This is a genomic window from Cohnella kolymensis, assembly GCF_000829465.1.
Classification (GTDB): Bacteria; Bacillota; Bacilli; order Paenibacillales; family Paenibacillaceae; genus Cohnella; species Cohnella kolymensis.
On record NZ_JXAL01000001.1, the window covers coordinates 523,881 to 540,013 of the forward strand.

The following is a 16,133-nucleotide window of genomic DNA, read 5'->3' on the forward strand; positions in this document are numbered from 1 at the left end:
GAGACGTTAAGCCCTGACGTGTTTAAATTGGTTAACCCAGTAAATCCTTTATATCCTGAAGGTTCGGTTTTTCGAATACCACTTTAATTTCCTTGCCGCCCCACTCTATATCTTTAATCTTCAGCAGTTCAGGCAGCTCCTCGCCAAGCGGGATGACCAAATCCGAAAAGGCCTCCGTCGGCAGCGGTATCGCCTTCATTTGAGCGTCGACGATTGTAGCCACCACGTTCGGATTCTCCCACTGTAACCGGTACGTCAGCTGTAATGCGGCCTGGATCTGGTCTTTCCACAGCACGTTCAAGTCCGAAGTCAGAAGGTTGCCGTCGACGGAAAATTTGGCTCCGATCACTTTCACGTCCTGTTGCACCTGCGGATTTCTGGACAGTGACGCTTTAAGAAGATTGTTGACATCCTCCTCGTTAAGGATCATGGCAACGGACATGCGGCTCACCATATCGACTGCCCTTTTGTCTATGGGAACTCTATTATAAGATAAATCCAGCTGTTGATCGGGCTTGATGTAATATAAGCCGCCTATTGCGGCAATACAGCCCAGTATAAGGAGCACGAACAATGTGATGAAAAATTTACGCAAGAGAATCCCCCTTCTCTAAGGTATAATCATGAGTATACACGAAAGGATGAGCAGCAGTGTCCAATCCACAATCCGGGTTTACCGTGCCTTTATCCGACATCGTCAACGCAGACCATGTACTGCAAGATGTTATCATCCCTACTCCGCTTCAGCATAATCGCAGTTTATCCGCTAAATTCGGATGCAATGTGTATTTGAAAAGAGAAGATCTGCAGGTCGTCCGCTCCTTCAAAATACGCGGAGCCTACAATCTCGTCAGTTCGCTGTCCGAGGAAGAGCGGAGCCGCGGAGTGATCTGCGCCAGTGCCGGCAATCACGCCCAGGGCGTGGCGTATTCCTGCCAGAAGCTCGGCATTCCCGGAATTATCTATATGCCGGCCACGGCACCCCGCCAAAAAATTAACCAAGTCAAGCTGTTCGGCGGTAACAACGTTGAAGTCCGTCTGATCGGCGATACGTTCGACGACGCTTACGCCGAAGCCATCCGGTTTAGCCGCCAGGAAGGCTTGCCTTTCGTTCATCCGTTCGACGATCCCCACATTATTGCGGGCAATGGGACACTGGGCAAGGAGATTATGCAGAACGCCGCAGCTCCGATAGATCTTATCATTGTCAGCGTCGGGGGAGGCGGATTGGCGGCAGGCCTGTCGAGTTATGTGAAGGCGGTCAGCCCTTCCACTTTCATTCTTGGAGTAGAGCCGGAAGGCGCCCCCTCTATGTATTGTTCACTCCAAGAGAACACAGTAGTTACGCTCGACGAGATGGACAAATTCGTGGACGGCGCAGCCGTCAAACGGGTCGGCGAGCTGACGTTCGATCTGTGCCGCAGGCTGCTGGACCAGGTTATGCTGGTTCCGGAAGGCCGGATTTGCACTACCATACTCGAGTTGTATAACGAGCATGCGATTGTCGCCGAGCCTGCCGGAGCGTTGCCTGTGGCAGCGCTATCCACGCTGGATCCGGAGTTTCTGCGCGGCAAGAATGTCGTCTGCATCATCAGCGGAGGAAACAATGACATCGACCGGATGCAGGAGATCAAGGAGCGCTCGCTGATCTATGAAGGACTGAAGCATTATTTTATGATCAACTTTCCGCAGCGTGCCGGTGCCCTCAGAGAATTTATCGACGATGTTCTGGGTCCGAACGATGATATCGTCCAGTTTGAATATACGAAAAAACATAACAAAGAGAACGGTCCGGCGCTTGTGGGCATCGAGCTTAAAATCCGGGAGGATTACGATTCTCTCATTGCCAGAATGCAGGCCAAAGGCTTTCAATTTCATGAGCTGAACAAAGACCCTCTGTTGTTTAACCTGCTGATCTGATTTTGACGCAGAGTGTGTAACTGCGCAAGCTTGCCGGATGATCAGTGAGGCACGCCTTCTCCTTGGATATTGCTCCCCGATTGCATATAATGGAAGTGGTTCCGCATCTGAGTTTCGCATCAGGAACTTTCCAAAGGAGAGCCCACGTGAAAACTGCTTCCATGAAATCTTTTTTTCAGTCGGACATGCTGTTATATATCGTCATTTTATTTCTGGTTGATTTCGTGCGCGGCGCAGCTTTGGTCAGCTTTCTGCCGATCTATGGGCAAAAGGCGCTGGGTTTGGATTTAGACGTCATCGGCGCGGCAATTACCGCGCATTATGTGACCGATACGGGGCTCAAGCTGGCCATCGGCTATTTGCTGGACCGCTTGTCGATCAGAAGAATCGTAAATATCGGCCTGCTCTGTTCGCTTGTCGGGATGGCCTTGATGCAGTTTGCCAATGTTCCATGGCTGTTTATTACTGCAGCCGCCATTTACGGAGCGGGCATCTCGCCGATCTGGATCGTGTGTCTCACCAGAGTGCAGGAGGAGCGCCGGGGCGCGCAGATGGGGTTCTTGTACTCGATCTGGCTGATCGGACTTGGACTCGGACCCGTGGTGACCAATGTGTTGTTGGACGTCAATATGAATCTGACCTATTGGCTTATGGTCGGCGTCTCTGCCGCCGCTTGGATGCTGTCCTTCATGATCGCCGGCGGCAAGACCGTACATCTGGAAGTTGTTCCATTCCGTAAGCAGCTCTCGATCCTTGGCTCTCGGCTGCGGGAAATGCGCTTATTGCTGCCGGGTATGGTGCTTCAGACGCTGGGAGCCGGAATGCTCCTGCCCATTTTGCCAAGCTTTGCAACGAACGCTCTCGGAATGACTCATTCGCATTATTCCGTTCTGCTGATTATTGGCGGAGGCTGCACGGTGCTCGGGTTAATTCCGATGGGCCGGCTTTCGGATTCATTCGGCAAAAAGTGGTTTCTTGTCATCGGTTTTCTCATCTTCGGCATCGTTCTGTTCGCGCTTACCTATCAGCCGCCGCTTGCGGTAGCGTATTTCTGGGCGTTCGTGCTCGGACTTTCGTATGCTGCGGTATTGCCTGCATGGAATGCCTTGTTAGCGGCTTATGTGCCGCCCGGGCAGCAGGGGCTCGGCTGGGGTGTGTTCTCGACGGTCGAAGGAATCGGCGGTATGATCGGACCTTATATAGGCGGTCTTTTGGCGACGCGATACAGCGAATCTTCCGTAGTCGGGCTGGCCGGAATTATGTTCTTTACGATCAGCCTGTTCTATGTGTTGTTCCCGTTCCGCATATTCCGGGGCGAGAGCCCAGCTCCAGGCGGGATGAAGCAGAAATGATTGGAGCTTGAATTCATGTTCAAATGGTTGTTTTTTTCGGCGCTGTCCGAGCAATGGCAGGATTGGTCGTCGTTCTTTAAAAGTTTGTCCCTCGAAGATATAAAGGAACTGCTCACACGCTACTCAGACCTCGGACCTCTGCCGGGGATACTGCTGCCGTTATTGGAGGCCTTTCTGCCGATCCTTCCTTTGGTCGTATTCGTTGTCGCCAACGCATCCGCTTACGGAATGTGGGCGGGTTTCTTCTATTCCTGGATCGGCGTATGTCTCGGCTCCTTTCTCGTGTTTCTATTGGCGAGGCGGCTGGGTTACCGTTACGGGGATCGGATCCGGCGGCGGTTTCCGAAAATGGAAAAGTTTTTTGACTGGGTGGAGAGAAAGGGCTTTACACCGATATTCTTGTTGGCTTGCTTTCCTTTCTCGCCGTCCGTAATCGTGAACATTGCATCCGGCTTGTCCAATGTCCCGCTGCATACCTTCCTGACCGCCATATTATTGGGAAAAGGGGTCATGATCTTTACGCTTTCTTTCCTCGGCCACGATATTCCGGCATTGATCGAGCAGCCTTGGCGCATAGTGCTGGCTGTTGGGATCCTCTTGCTTCTCTGGTTCGGAGGACGCAAGCTGGAGGCGCGTTTCAGCTAGGAATAAAGGCTTTCACCGGGTGGAAACCTATGCCATTATGGCGAAGGTGAGGTTTGCGGCGGTATGAGCGAAGATAACCGAGGCATTGAGCCTTATACCGATGTGGATATTGAAATACAGGGATACGGAAGTCAGTCGGAGCCGGCGCCTGAGCTCGAAGGCCGGAATGACGTGCCCGCCGATCCCTATCTCGGCCGATCGCAATGGGCGATCAAGGAGTATACCGTAGACGGCAGCTCGGAGGAATGACTTCTGTGGAAAAGACCAATCGCATTTCTCGGCGATTGGTCTTTTTCGTCCTGGGCAAATGTTGCTAAGCGCCTTGCTCTGCGCGGTCTCCGCTTTCTTCCCGCTCCAGCCATTTCTGCATTAACTTGTCCAGACGCCTCAGACTCTCGTCATAGTTGTATACCGCCGACGTGATGACGAGCAGACGCGCCCGCGCCGTGGAATCGTCCTCCGTGCGATCCAAGATTAACTCCGACAACAGCATGGAAGCTTCCAGGGGCGGCGCGGCCGCGGTCGCACCGGGTTTCATCTTGTCTCCCCACTTCCAGAGGAGCAGCTCGTGGTATCCGCACAGCGATTCGATTTGCCTGTCAATCAGCCGGTTCCATGCTTCCGCAGACGAGACGGCAAAATAGTGCTCCTCCACCGCCTCGATCAGCCCTACTCCCCGGTCGAGCGCGGACAGCATGCCCTTATAAACAACAAGCAGCCGTATTCGCCGGGTTCTGGCATTCCGCCTCCATACCCGTTCTTCAGCGAACAAATCATAAAATTCATCGATCTGGCGCAGCATTCCCTTAAGCCGTTTCTCTTCATCCCGGAACACGTTTTCTTTCAGTTCATTGGACACGGCCGTCCGCAGTAAACGGGAGAGCAGCTCCTGCGCTTCTTGAATGTGCTTGACAAACCGCTGCCGATGCTTCGGCGGAGCGATGAGCACGTTGACGACAAATGCGGATACCATCCCCGTCAGAATTCCACCGAGCCGGTCTGCAGCGACAAGCCAGCCTTGTCCCTGCGTCTCCATAATCACGACGACCGTTACAAGCGTCAATCCGATCGTTTCTTCCGCTTTCAGCCGGATGCACAGCATGATGACGCCGATGCAAACAAGACCGACCGCCAGCGGTGATTTGCCGATGAAAGTGACCGCCGCAATTGCGACCGCAGCGCCGAGCAGGTTGCTCTGAACCTGCTCCAGCACCTGTTTCCAGGAGCGGTATATGGAAGGCTGGATGGTGAAAATAGCGGCTATTGCAGCGATCAGCGGCGCGTCCAAGCCGATTAGAACCCCGACCCATAGCGACACGGCAACCGCAAGGCCGGTTTTGATTACCCTTGCTCCGATCGTCATGGCCCGGTGCCGCCTTCCGCTATCCGTTTATGCCGCCGCTCTTCTTGGACGAGGAGTACCTCTGTCTGAGCCAGCTCCTGCCCATTCACAATAAGCGCAAGCCGGTGAGCACCGGGGTAGTGCCGGCGGGTGGACAGATCGGCAAAAGAAAACCGCCGCCCGCCCGTCAGCAGCTTACCCCCGGGCACTTCCTTTTCGCTTAGCTTGAACAGCTTACGATAATAGCGGCCCGCCTGGCGGGGAAACGAAACAGCCAGTTCAATGCGCAGCTTCATAGGCTGCCCCTCAGGTACGCGCAGCGCATAACGAAACTCGACCGATTCACCCATCGGAATTTGATCCGGAGTTATCGTCCACTGTTCTACGCGGATGTCCGGTTGAGCAGTGAGGCCGAACAACTCCATGGCTTTAGTGTTGGCCGCCCGAATAAGACCGCGGCAAGCATGCCTGATTACCCAGTCCGTCCGCTCGTTTGAGCCTTTCCACTCCCGGGCTGTCGCAAGAACCAGCTCAGGATGATCTTTGGAAATATCATTCAGATTGTTGGCAACGCTGCGACGGACGTATTCGGATGGGTCCGCCTTCAATTGCTGCAGGATAGGCAGAATCGGAGCCGGATCCTTCTTCAGAGCAGGAAGCGCATCCGCCCAAGGCAGTCTGGGCCGACATCCTTCACTGGCAAGCCGGCGGACATGTTCGTCCGGATGAGAAGTCCACTCCAGCATTTGCGCCATCATTCGTTCTTGATTCCGCTTAAGGAACGGCCTTACCGCAAACTCCGCCGTGGACATACGGGTAAACCTCTCCAGCGCCCGCATGGAAAGCTCCCAATGGTCTAAACCGTACACTTCTATGTAATCAAGGAAAAACACATAAGGAAATCCATAACAATCTTCTGCTATGCCATCCAGGATGTTGACAGCTTGCTCGAAATCGGCCGGCAGCGTGTGGCCGAGGCTCGTCGTAACTCTGCGTATTCGGCCTTTCAGCTCGAGCTGCTCCCAGCCTTGACCGAGCACTGCCGAAACAAAACCTTCAATATCGAACAGCGGGTATTCTTGCTTCACCTTAACGGCGAATTCTCTCAAAAACGTTTCATGATACATGTCTTTCCGCGCCTCAGCCACAATGCTGCCTCCTGCCGCTGCCCATTTCTACTTTCGCTTATTATAACATGTCCGAACGCCGCTCTTCTTGTCGGTCTGCATCCCTCACTTGAGCCGCTCCTGAGGCAAGGGAGCGCAAAGTGGCGGTGAAAGCAGACAAAAAGGCAGACAGGAAGCAGGTCATCGCGGCAGTTTCCAACCCTTCTTCGATCGACTGCAGCAGCCGTTCCATCCCTTGGTCCAAGCTTCGCACGTCGATGGTGTCCATACCTGCCGCGCAGGCCGACAACAGTAAAGCGGCAATAAAGAATGTCCGAGCGGCTTTGCCGATGTCGAGAAGCCGCCAAATTCCCCACGCTGCCGCCAAACCGCACAGCGTGTAAATCGGAATGATCCAATCCCCCGCTTCCATCCATGGGAGAAGCCTGATTCCGGTCGGCTTCAGCAGCCGATCGCGAATTCGCTCATGCAGCGCAAAACGTTCATCCAAAGCAAGTGCAATGAAACCGCCCGCAACCGCTGTCCAGCCCCATATGACACGCCGGCAATTCCCGGTCAGAACCCGCACAAACGCCATCAGTGCGGCTATAAATGAAATGAGGACCAGCAGCACCGTCTCAAACCATGCAAGGGGAGCGGTTTCCGAAGCAACATAACGCCAATATTGCGGCCATCCGGCCGCCACCATTGCGATGCCGAACACCGCCGTCCCTGCCCATACCGCAAAAAGCAGCAGGCGCTCCGCCTGCCGGCCACTCTCTTGTCCCATTCATGAATCCTCCTCTGAAACCCTCGTGCTTCTATGCCGGCAGCATCTTAGGGCTTATCAGATTTTGCGGCTTTTCCGAAGCAAATGCGATCAAGTTATCAATCCAAGTGTCATAGCCTCGCCGGATAACCTCTTGCGAATACCAGGCCGTATGGCCGGTCTGCAAAATACGCCCTTCGGCAATCTGACGCATTGCGCGCTCGTCACGCTCCCCCAGAGGGAAAAAGTCATCGACCGCATAGCCTTTAAGCGTGCCGGCGTCAATGGCGTCCACGACAGCAGCCGGGTCTACCAGAGCGCAGCGGGATACGTTAATCAGCGTCGCTCCCGGCTTCATTACGGCGAGCTGCTCACGCCCGATTACCGGTTCTCCCTGCCATTTCGCGGGCAAATGCAAACTGACAACATCGCTGGACGACAGAAGCTCCGCCATATCCACCGATGGAATCCCTTCTATGCTGCGGTTCACGTCACAGCCAAGCACGCGCATGCCGAACACGCGGGCCAATTCCGCCACCCGGCTGCCGATCCGGCCGAGACCGATCAGCCCGATCGTACGGCCGCGTAATTCCCAACCGAGAACCGAGGTCCCGGACGGTACGCGCCCGCGTACTCTGTCTTGGCTTAAATGAATTCTGCGCGCCATCGTCAATAGAAGACCGATCGTGTGCTCGGCCACCGACTCCATGGAGTAATCGGGCAAATGGCTGAGAGCTATTCCTTTACGATCCAGATATTCCGTGTCGATATAATCGACTCCGGTGGCGAATACCGCGATGCCCCGAAGCCGAGGCAGCCGATCGATCCAGCTTCCGTCAATGATCGGTACGGAACGCGGCGTAAGTCCCGCGTAATCCGCGCCTGCCAGCCTTGCTGCCAATTCATCCGATGTCAGAGCCTCCAAAGCACAGCTGTAGCTGACAGCGGCCACCGACTCCAATCGCTTCGCCTGATCTTCAGTGAAAGTTTCCCGTCCTTTAGCCGTAATAATAGCAATCCGCTTAGTAGATTTGGTCATATGAAACCCTCCCGCGCAAATTCGGATCTTTTGTTCCAATGACGTAAATTTTTCTTGAAAGGTTTCAAGATTTCAGCATAATGAGATTAATATGCAGTCATCAGGGAGGGCTGAACCGGGTGGTTCTATTCGTCGTTAACGAAGGTTCCGGTAATGGCCGCGGCGCGAAGGTTTGGAAAAAGGTCGAGGCGGAATTGCTCAGGCGGGACACGAAATACATGAAAATCGCATTCGACACGCAAAACGAGGCGGTTGAAGCGGCTGCCGCAATATTGAAGCGAGGAAACGTGAAGGCAGTTGTTGCGGTTGGCGGCGACGGATCGGTACACAGCCTGCTGCCGCTGCTCGCGGGCACCGGAATTCCTTGCGGCGTCATTCCTTGCGGATCAGGCAACGATACCGCCCGGTCTTTCGGCATTCCCCGGGATCCGATCAAAGCGCTGGACATCGTCCTCGCAGGACGGACACGTCTGGCGGATGTGGTGGACACAAGCTTCGGCTGCAACGAGCATGAGCTGACTCTAACAGCGGTAGCCGTCGGGTTGGATGCGGCAGTGGCGGCCGATGTGAACGGTTCGAAGTACAAGCAGTGGTGCAACCGTCTGGGCATCGGATCTTTGGCCTATATCATCGGATTATTTCGAGCTCTCGCCGCTTTTGCGCCGAAGCCGATTACCGTGACGGTCGACGGCACACCGCATCAATTTCAGCGGAGCTGGCTCGCGGCTGTTGCCAATGTTCCAAGCTACGGGGGCGGCTTAAAGATTTGTCCGGACGCCCGGGCTGACGATGGGAAGCTCCACGCGTGCATCGTGCACGGCTGCAGCATGTGGCGGTTGCTGATGGTGTTCCCGACGCTGCTGAGCGGCTCGCATGTGAATTTACCTTATGTAACTCTGCTGTCAGGGGAGCAGATCCGGATTGAAACCCCGAACGTCTGGCTTGCTTACGGTGACGGCGAGCCTGTTGGACGGACGCCGGTCAGCGCAGCGGTCCGTTCCCGTCAGCTTGTCATTTTGGCATTGGGTTCCGGATAACGGAAAGGCAGCATGATTTCGAATAAAGTGCCGTTGCCGAGTTTGCTGTTGACGACGATCTTGCCCTGGTGATTATCGATAATTTTGTAGCTGACCATCAGACCGAGCCCTGTACCCTTCTCTTTGGTCGTGTAGAACGGCTGCCCCATTTTGGCCAATTGATCGTCACCGATGCCCGGACCTTCGTCGTGAATGCGCACATAGACGGCATCCTGTTCCCGGAACAGCCTGATGCGGATGGCACCTCCGTCAATCATAGCTTCGATGGCATTCTTTATGATGTTGATGAACACCTGCTTCACCTGATTCTCAACACCGTAAATCCACAGAGGATCCGTACCGTACTCTGCCTCAATCGCGATGTTGTGCAGAATCGCCTGGGTTTCGAGCAGGGTAACCGTGTCCCTCATCATGACGCGCACGTCCTGATAATTAAGCTCATACACCTGAGGCTTCGAGAGCATCAGCAGCTCGCTCACAATACCTTCTATACGATCGAGTTCGGAGTTCATAATATCGAAATAAGCCTCGTTGTTATTTTGTTTCCCTCTGGCGATCAGATGCAAAAAGCCTTTCAGCGATGTCAGCGGATTGCGGATTTCATGAGCGATACCCGCAGCCAGCTGTCCCGCCACATATAATTTCTCGGAGTTGACGATGAGCTCTTCGTTCTTTTTCCGTTCCGAAATATCTCGAATGATGACTTGTACGGCCGGCTTATTATCCACCGTCGTATTCGTCTCCACAACTTCCGTATGCAGCAGCTTGCCTTTAAGGGTGAACCATTGCTGTTCGAGCGGCTTCCTGCCCCCTGTGAAAACTAAATTTTTCAGCCGCTCCCGCACTGTGGTATGGTCCGTGCCAGGCAACAAGGAATAGATCGATTTACCCAGCAGATCGTTCGGGTGTTCCGCCTCAAACATCCGGAGACCCGCCGCATTCACATAACCCCAATGATCGCCTTTTAGAATCGCAATCGTATCCAGTGAATTTTCTACAAGCAGGCGGTACCGCTCGTCCATCTGGTCGAGGCGTTTGTCTATGTACCAGATCACCATGGTGGATACCAGAATGAGCAGCGCTCCGACGCCGACAATGATGGCAAGCTGATTGATATCCTGAATAAGCCTCTGTGACGAATATAACGGGAAATATTCAATTTCAAGCGCCTTGGCGCCGATGAGCTGTACAAGCATAACCGAGACGCCGAGTGTAACACTGGCCAGCCCTCTTTTGCCCCTGTCGTTCTCCGATAGAAAAAAGGAGATATATGTCCCCGTAACAAGAACGGCAAGCGATAGTGTGAAATAGGTCGGATGAATGCTCAGCTCTTGAATAGGTTGTCCCAGCATGCTGAAGTAACTCATGAGCGCAATGCCGAACGCAAGGATGAGACTGCCGAACAGCAGCCGATATTTCAGAACCCCATGGAAAGTCATCATAATAAACGACATAAGCGAAAAGAAAATGATGAAAAAGAGTCCCACGGCCATCATCCATGTAAACATGAACGGCTGGTTAAGCGCGATTACTGTAACGAAGTGTTTCGCCCACAAACCGACGCCGAATACGAACGTCCCGCCTGCCAGCCAAAACTGGCGAAACCGTCCGCTCGTTCTTTTGAGATTGCCGATAAAGTTGAACATGATATGGCTTGCCAGTATGCTGATTAGCAGGGCCATCAACAAGAAGATTGCCGGCCAGATCGCTCCGGTACCGTTCATGATTTTCCCCCGGAATTGACTGACTTCTTTCACTTTTGTGTAATAAGATTCGACGGTTATAAACAAATTCCTTTCTAATAATTGCATTTAATTGGAGGCTATTGAACGAATGCAGGAGTTATTCGACATCTATGATGAAAGAGGCAATTGGCTGGGAACGGCGGATCGCAATAAAGTGCATGAACAAGGCTTGTGGCATCACACGATCCATTGCTGGCTTGCGCGCCCAGGGCGGAATGGAGAAGCACGCATTCTGTTTCAAAAAAGATCGGATGACAAAGATACTAACCCGGGAAGTCTCGATATTACCGCAGCCGGACATCTGTCCGCAGGGGAAACGCCTGAAGCCGCGGTCCGTGAATTGGAAGAGGAATTGGGCATACGGGTTTCATTCGATGAGCTCGTCCCGTTCGGAATCATCCGGGAAGAGGCTTCCGGTCAGGCAGGTGGCAAACGGTACATCGATCGCGAGGTCAGTCATGTATTTTGCTGCGTCACTTCACTGGGTTTGGAGGATTTTCGTCTGCAAGAGGAGGAAGTCGCCGGGCTGTATGAGGCGGATGCGGACGAGCTGATTGCGTTGATGGAAGGCAGGATCAGTTCGCTGAACGCGGCAGGCGTAGAAATACACGACGGCCGGCTGAGCCGCTCCGAATTGGCCGTTACTGTCCGCTCCTTCGTGTCCAGAGATTACGGGTATTACATGGCGGTTTGCCGTTTTTTACGCGATCTCGTACAAAGAGCCCGTCAATGACGAGGCTCTTCTTCATGTGGTCGATGAAATTTACTCCTGTAAAATAGCTTGCACCCGAGCCCATTGCTCCGGCTCAAGGCGGACTCCCGATCCCTTGACGTTCTCTTCCACTTGTTCCGGACGGCTCGCCCCGATAATTGCGCTCGATACGTTCGGATAACGCAAAATCCATGCCAGCGCCAACTGGGACATCGTCAAACCGTAATCGGTTGCCAGCGTTTGCAGCTTTCTTGCCTTGGCCAGAAACTCTTCTTTAAGCCACGACTGCACCGCTTGATTTCCGTCTTTGTCGGATGCCCGGCTGGCCGGCGGAATATCGGAAACATATTGATATTTGCCCGAGAGAACGCCTTGGGCGAGCGGAGAATAGACGACTTGGCCGATGCCGCTGCGTTCGCACAGCGGGAAAACCTCCGGCTCGATCTGCGGAGCGAACATGTTGTACAGAGGCTGATTCGCTGCAATCGGATGAAGCCCGTATTTGTCCACGACCGAGACTGCTTGCGCAATCTGCGCTGCAGACATGTTGCTGATACCGGTATACAGTACTTTTCCCTGCCGCACCAAATCGTCCATAGCCCGCAATGTTTCATCCATCGAGGTGTCCGGATCCGGGTAATGAGCGTAATACAAATCGATGTAATCCATCCCGAGCCGTCTCAGGCTGGCATCGCATTGTTCCATAATGTGTTTGCGCGACAAACCCTGATCATTGGGGAGTTCACCCATCGGACCGCGCACTTTGGTCGCCAATACATAAGATGAGCGGGGATACTTGGCCAGAGCTTCACCGACAACCTGCTCGGCTTCCCCCTGGCGATAAACGTTGGCGGTGTCAAAAAAATTGACTCCCAGCTCGTACGCCCGATGCAATGTTGAAACCGCTTGGCCATTTTCCACATAGCCCCCATAAGTGAGCCAGCTGCCTAAGCTGATTTCGCTAACCTTCAAACCGGTATTTCCCAATTTCCTGTACTCCATCCAGCTTCCCTCCCTTTCCGAATAACCTTACCCATTTACGTGACACATCAGACCAAAAGAACGAGAACTTTCAAAGATGAACACAATGAACTATTGAATAAATTTAAATTACACACAGAAACCTATGCTTTTCCACAATCAACCTGTGGATAACTTTGCGGCATTAACTATTTGCATAATTAAAAATCATTTTACGAACGATAGGTAAATGACGGATACTGCAAAGGAGTTGGTTATAGTGGCGGAAAATAACAACTTTGAGCCTCCGGCCGGACAAACGGCAAGAGTCGTTGCGGACGTGCCTGGGGATGAAGCGATGCGTTCCAACCTGCAGCAGCAAATAGAGAATGACGGCCACCCTGGGTCTTGCGGCATCAATAATTCCCGTAACAACGCCGATGAGCCGACAATTGCTCCGGGATTGGATACGGATGACCGGCTTCGCAAGCCTGCATCCACACAAGACAGGCAGCAAGGCGATACCACAGAAGTAACGAACGCGTATTTTGACCGGACGCCTGAGGATTGAGACATATAGCCTTAAAAAAACGCGACCCCTCCAGGGATCGCGTTTTTTCGTTGTAAGCCCCGTCCGACGGCCGAACGAAGCGTTGATGAATCGTTGATGGTGCCGCCGAGAGGACTTGAACCCCCAACCTACTGATTACAAGTCAGTTGCTCTACCAGTTGAGCTACAGCGGCACGCCGGAATATGTATGGTGCTGATGAAGGGATCTGAACCCCCGACCCGCGCGTTACGAATGCGTCGAGGGATAGTATAACAGGGTTTTGCAAGCATCGTCAATGGATCGGCCTGCCAATTTTAGGCCGTGTCCATACCTGTCCGTTACGCATTCCATCCATGTTGAATCTCCTGTAATACCGAGGAGGTGATTAAAATGAGCCTTGAGCGTAATCCTGATATTGTGACGATTAGATTTGTAGACGATAGAATTACCGGATTCTCTATAATAGGGAGCGGTGCTCCTTGTGAGAGATTCTTGGAAGTCGGGGCGCGTGTGGGCCCCGCCTTACGATGTCTGTTAAGAAACGAATTTCGAATTATCACTTTGCGAAGTAATGTAGTGGTTTTGAGACGTTCTTCTTCATCTGATAAGCGTACATGAATCGTAAACGACCTGCATTGCGGCCAACAAAAAAAGCGCGACCCCCGAAATCTCGGAGATCGCGCCGTTGTTGGCTTTTTTATGGTGCTGATGAAGGGATTCGAACCCCCGACCTACGCATTACGAATGCGTTGCTCTACCAGCTGAGCTACATCAGCAAATACCTTATAAGAATAGAGATTTTCACGTGAAAAGTCAAGGCTGCGGAAGCTGGTTTTTTTGTCTGTTTTGCGGGTAAAAGGAGTGAAACAAAGAGGAGGGCTCCTGAAATGTTCCATTCGATCGTTGTGGCTTATGATGGATCTGACTGTTCCAAGAAAGCGGCTGCTGCCGCGCGGGAACTCGCCATTCGTTTTCGGTCTAATCTGGAAGCGGTTCATGTCATTGAGCTGCCGAAACCGGTCGTAACCGTTGAAGTCGTCATTCCCGCTTCAGCGAGCACCGAACAGAGCATCCGGCGCGAAGCGCTGATGAAGCTTGAAGAAGCCCGCGATCTGCTTGAAGCAGGCAATCATCCGCTGACCACATTATTGGAAGGGCTGCCCGGTCCATCAATCGTGGAACATGCCAATCGACTGAAATCCGATCTGATCGTTGTCGGACATAGGGGCCTGAACCGCTTGGAGCAGCTCATGGTAGGAAGCGTCAGCCAGCATGTCATTCGTCATGCCCGCTGCCCCGTCCTCGTGATTAAAGATTAAGCTTACGGGATCGCGAGCACCCTGGTTGCTCTCATCTCCTACCTCCGGTATACTGAATATATAGGAACAAATGTTCTTGTTAATTTTCAGGGAGGTCATGATGAATCATACCCGATATGAACCGCTCCGACCGAAGACCGTATTGAATCCGGTACGCTCTCCGTCCATGCCCTTTGACTGGTCCATTAATCCGTACAGAGGGTGCCAGCACGGCTGCAGCTTTTGTTATGCCCGCAGCACACATTCCTATGTTGGAGAGACGGCAGACGACGCGTTCCAGAAACATATATATTGGAAAGAAGATGCACCGGAGGTTCTTCGCGATCAACTGAAACGAATGAAGGGCCGGCTTCCGCGGCATGTCACGATAGGCACAGCGACAGATCCTTACCAACAATTAGAGGGCAAAGAGAAGCTTACCCGCGGATGTTTGGAAGTTCTGAATGAATTCAACATTCCGGTCGGTGTGACAACCCGCTCCCCTCTTATCCTGCGCGATCTGGATCTGCTGCAAAGCAACCCCGCATCCTTCGTAAATTTCAGCTGCCACACGATGGATTCCCGAATATGGCGGGAGTTCGAACCGTCTACTCCATCCCCGCGGCGGCGAATGGACACCTTGCGCAAGCTGAACGAGGCAGGGGTATCTGCCGGGGTTTTTATCGCTCCGATTTTACCTTATTTAACAGACAGTCCCGAGTCTACGGAAAGCGTGATTGCCGAGTGTAGAGAAGCAAACGCCCAATTCGTCATGTTTTCTCCTTTGAGGCTGTCCACACCTGAAGTCAAGTCGTGGTTTTTCTCTGTTCTTGAGCGGAATTACCCGGAATTGACCGAGGCGTACGGACGTCTGTACTGGCGTTCCTCCTCCGCTCCGGAGTCCTACCGCAAACCGTTAAAGTCCCAAATCGTCAAACAGCTGGCTGACTACGGCCTCTCGGCAAAAGATATTCAGCCGGACACCAAGCCGTCCCGGTATAATCAGCAGCAACCGGCCGCCGAATCTTGTGCCCCGGTTCAGCTGACACTCTTTTAACCGTATATAAAAAACCCCGTTAATGGGGTTAATATTTTAGCTCATTGACAATTCAGCCGGAAGGGTCAGCGTAAAGCAGCTGCCCTTCCCTTTCTCGCTTTGCAGCTCCAGCTTTCCTCCAAGAAGTTCCGCCAATTGACGGCTGATCGCCAGACCCAGACCTGAACCGCCGTATTTGCGGCTGATTGAACCGTCTTCCTGACGGAACGCCTCAAATATTAGTTCTTGCTGCGCCGGATCGATTCCGACACCGGTGTCGACAACTCGAAACACCGCCTCCGCTTTTCCTTCGTCAACTGTTTTGGTGAATATTTTCAATTCAATTTTGCCGGTTTCCGTGAACTTAAAAGCATTGCCAAGCAAATTGCGGAGAATCTGATTTAACCGCATCGGATCCGACAGAATCCACTGTGACCGCTCTCCGATCAATTCAGTATCGAAAGCAAGCGACTTGCTTGAGGCTAGAGGTTGGAACTGCTCCTCCATCAATCGCAGTACCTCTTCAAGAGAAACAGGCTCTGACACAATATCCAGCTTACCGGCCTCTACCTTGGACAGATCCAATATGTCATTTACCAAGCCGAGAAGGTCGCCTCCCGA

The 16,133-nt window shown here is 52.9% G+C and carries 17 protein-coding genes and 2 tRNA genes; 9 read left to right on the top strand and 10 right to left on the bottom strand.

All coding sequences use genetic code 11. The annotated features are described in order from the left end of the window. Positions 1-31 precede the first annotated feature (31 nt). The gene (locus SD71_RS02495; RefSeq protein ID WP_041059070.1) at positions 32-595 is read right to left on the bottom strand and encodes a hypothetical protein; all 564 of its coding nucleotides are present in this window, start codon (positions 593-595) and stop codon (positions 32-34) included. Between the two features lie 56 nt (positions 596-651). Between SD71_RS02495 and ilvA the strand changes: the two genes are divergently transcribed. From ilvA to SD71_RS02515, 4 genes are all read left to right on the top strand, one after another. After that, positions 652-1,920, top strand: a complete 1,269-nt coding sequence (gene ilvA / locus SD71_RS02500) for a threonine ammonia-lyase IlvA (RefSeq protein WP_041059072.1) — start codon at positions 652-654, stop codon at positions 1,918-1,920. Positions 1,921-2,066: 146 nt separating this feature from the next. Further along, on the top strand, positions 2,067-3,272 hold the full coding sequence (locus SD71_RS02505) for an MFS transporter (protein WP_235426956.1): 1,206 nt from the start codon (positions 2,067-2,069) through the stop codon (positions 3,270-3,272). Between the two features lie 15 nt (positions 3,273-3,287). Next, complete coding sequence (locus tag SD71_RS02510; RefSeq protein ID WP_041059738.1) at positions 3,288-3,917, top strand: TVP38/TMEM64 family protein; 630 nt, start codon at positions 3,288-3,290, stop codon at positions 3,915-3,917. Between the two features lie 63 nt (positions 3,918-3,980). After that, the gene (locus tag SD71_RS02515) at positions 3,981-4,166 is read left to right on the top strand and encodes a hypothetical protein (RefSeq protein ID WP_041059074.1); all 186 of its coding nucleotides are present in this window, start codon (positions 3,981-3,983) and stop codon (positions 4,164-4,166) included. A gap of 64 nt (positions 4,167-4,230) precedes the next feature. Here the strand turns inward: SD71_RS02515 and SD71_RS02520 are convergent, their stop codons facing one another. From SD71_RS02520 to SD71_RS21850, 4 genes are read right to left on the bottom strand one after another with little or no spacing between them, the layout of a single operon-like run. Beyond that, positions 4,231-5,280 (bottom strand): FUSC family protein, encoded by a 1,050-nt coding sequence (locus SD71_RS02520; protein WP_041059075.1) that lies wholly within the window; start codon positions 5,278-5,280, stop codon positions 4,231-4,233. Then, on the bottom strand, positions 5,277-6,407 hold the full coding sequence (locus SD71_RS02525) for a DNA alkylation repair protein (RefSeq protein ID WP_052475869.1): 1,131 nt from the start codon (positions 6,405-6,407) through the stop codon (positions 5,277-5,279). The genes SD71_RS02520 and SD71_RS02525 overlap by 4 nt, the downstream gene beginning before the upstream one ends. 40 nt (positions 6,408-6,447) lie before the next feature. After that, positions 6,448-7,155, bottom strand: coding sequence for a hypothetical protein (locus SD71_RS02530; RefSeq protein WP_041059076.1), 708 nt, complete (start codon positions 7,153-7,155; stop codon positions 6,448-6,450). Between the two features lie 31 nt (positions 7,156-7,186). Then, positions 7,187-8,173, bottom strand: a complete 987-nt coding sequence (locus SD71_RS21850) for a 2-hydroxyacid dehydrogenase (protein ID WP_052475870.1) — start codon at positions 8,171-8,173, stop codon at positions 7,187-7,189. A gap of 119 nt (positions 8,174-8,292) precedes the next feature. Between SD71_RS21850 and SD71_RS02540 the strand changes: the two genes are divergently transcribed. Then, on the top strand, positions 8,293-9,210 hold the full coding sequence (locus tag SD71_RS02540) for a diacylglycerol/lipid kinase family protein (protein WP_041059077.1): 918 nt from the start codon (positions 8,293-8,295) through the stop codon (positions 9,208-9,210). Here the strand turns inward: SD71_RS02540 and SD71_RS21855 are convergent. After that, a complete protein-coding gene (locus SD71_RS21855) occupies positions 9,177-10,934 on the bottom strand; it encodes an ATP-binding protein (RefSeq protein ID WP_052475871.1) in 1,758 nt (585 codons plus the stop codon). The two genes, SD71_RS02540 and SD71_RS21855, sit on opposite strands and share 34 nt — an antisense overlap. Positions 10,935-11,043: 109 nt before the next feature. On the opposite strand from SD71_RS21855, the gene SD71_RS02550 reads away from it, so the two are divergent. Beyond that, a complete protein-coding gene (locus SD71_RS02550) occupies positions 11,044-11,688 on the top strand; it encodes an NUDIX hydrolase (protein WP_041059078.1) in 645 nt (214 codons plus the stop codon). A 30-nt stretch (positions 11,689-11,718) separates the two neighbouring features. Here SD71_RS02550 and SD71_RS02555 read toward each other — a convergent pair whose 3' ends face one another. Then, entirely contained in the window at positions 11,719-12,669 is a 951-nt protein-coding gene (locus SD71_RS02555) for an aldo/keto reductase family protein (RefSeq protein ID WP_041059080.1), read from the bottom strand. A 238-nt stretch (positions 12,670-12,907) separates the two neighbouring features. Between SD71_RS02555 and SD71_RS24135 the strand changes: the two genes are divergently transcribed. After that, on the top strand, positions 12,908-13,198 hold the full coding sequence (locus SD71_RS24135; RefSeq protein WP_041059082.1) for a hypothetical protein: 291 nt from the start codon (positions 12,908-12,910) through the stop codon (positions 13,196-13,198). A 97-nt stretch (positions 13,199-13,295) separates the two neighbouring features. On the opposite strand, the gene SD71_RS02565 is transcribed toward SD71_RS24135, so the two are convergent. Then, positions 13,296-13,371 (bottom strand) — tRNA-Thr (locus tag SD71_RS02565). 507 nt (positions 13,372-13,878) lie between these two features. Then, a tRNA-Thr gene (locus SD71_RS02570) sits at positions 13,879-13,954 on the bottom strand. A gap of 111 nt (positions 13,955-14,065) precedes the next feature. Here SD71_RS02570 and SD71_RS02575 point away from each other — a divergent pair. Then, a complete protein-coding gene (locus tag SD71_RS02575; RefSeq protein WP_041059084.1) occupies positions 14,066-14,497 on the top strand; it encodes a universal stress protein in 432 nt (143 codons plus the stop codon). Between the two features lie 97 nt (positions 14,498-14,594). After that, on the top strand, positions 14,595-15,533 hold the full coding sequence (locus SD71_RS02580; protein ID WP_052475872.1) for an SPL family radical SAM protein: 939 nt from the start codon (positions 14,595-14,597) through the stop codon (positions 15,531-15,533). Positions 15,534-15,569: 36 nt separating this feature from the next. On the opposite strand, the gene SD71_RS21860 is transcribed toward SD71_RS02580, so the two are convergent. Further along, on the bottom strand, positions 15,570-16,112 hold the full coding sequence (locus tag SD71_RS21860) for a sensor histidine kinase (protein ID WP_161793321.1): 543 nt from the start codon (positions 16,110-16,112) through the stop codon (positions 15,570-15,572). Between the last annotated feature and the right edge of the window lie 21 nt (positions 16,113-16,133).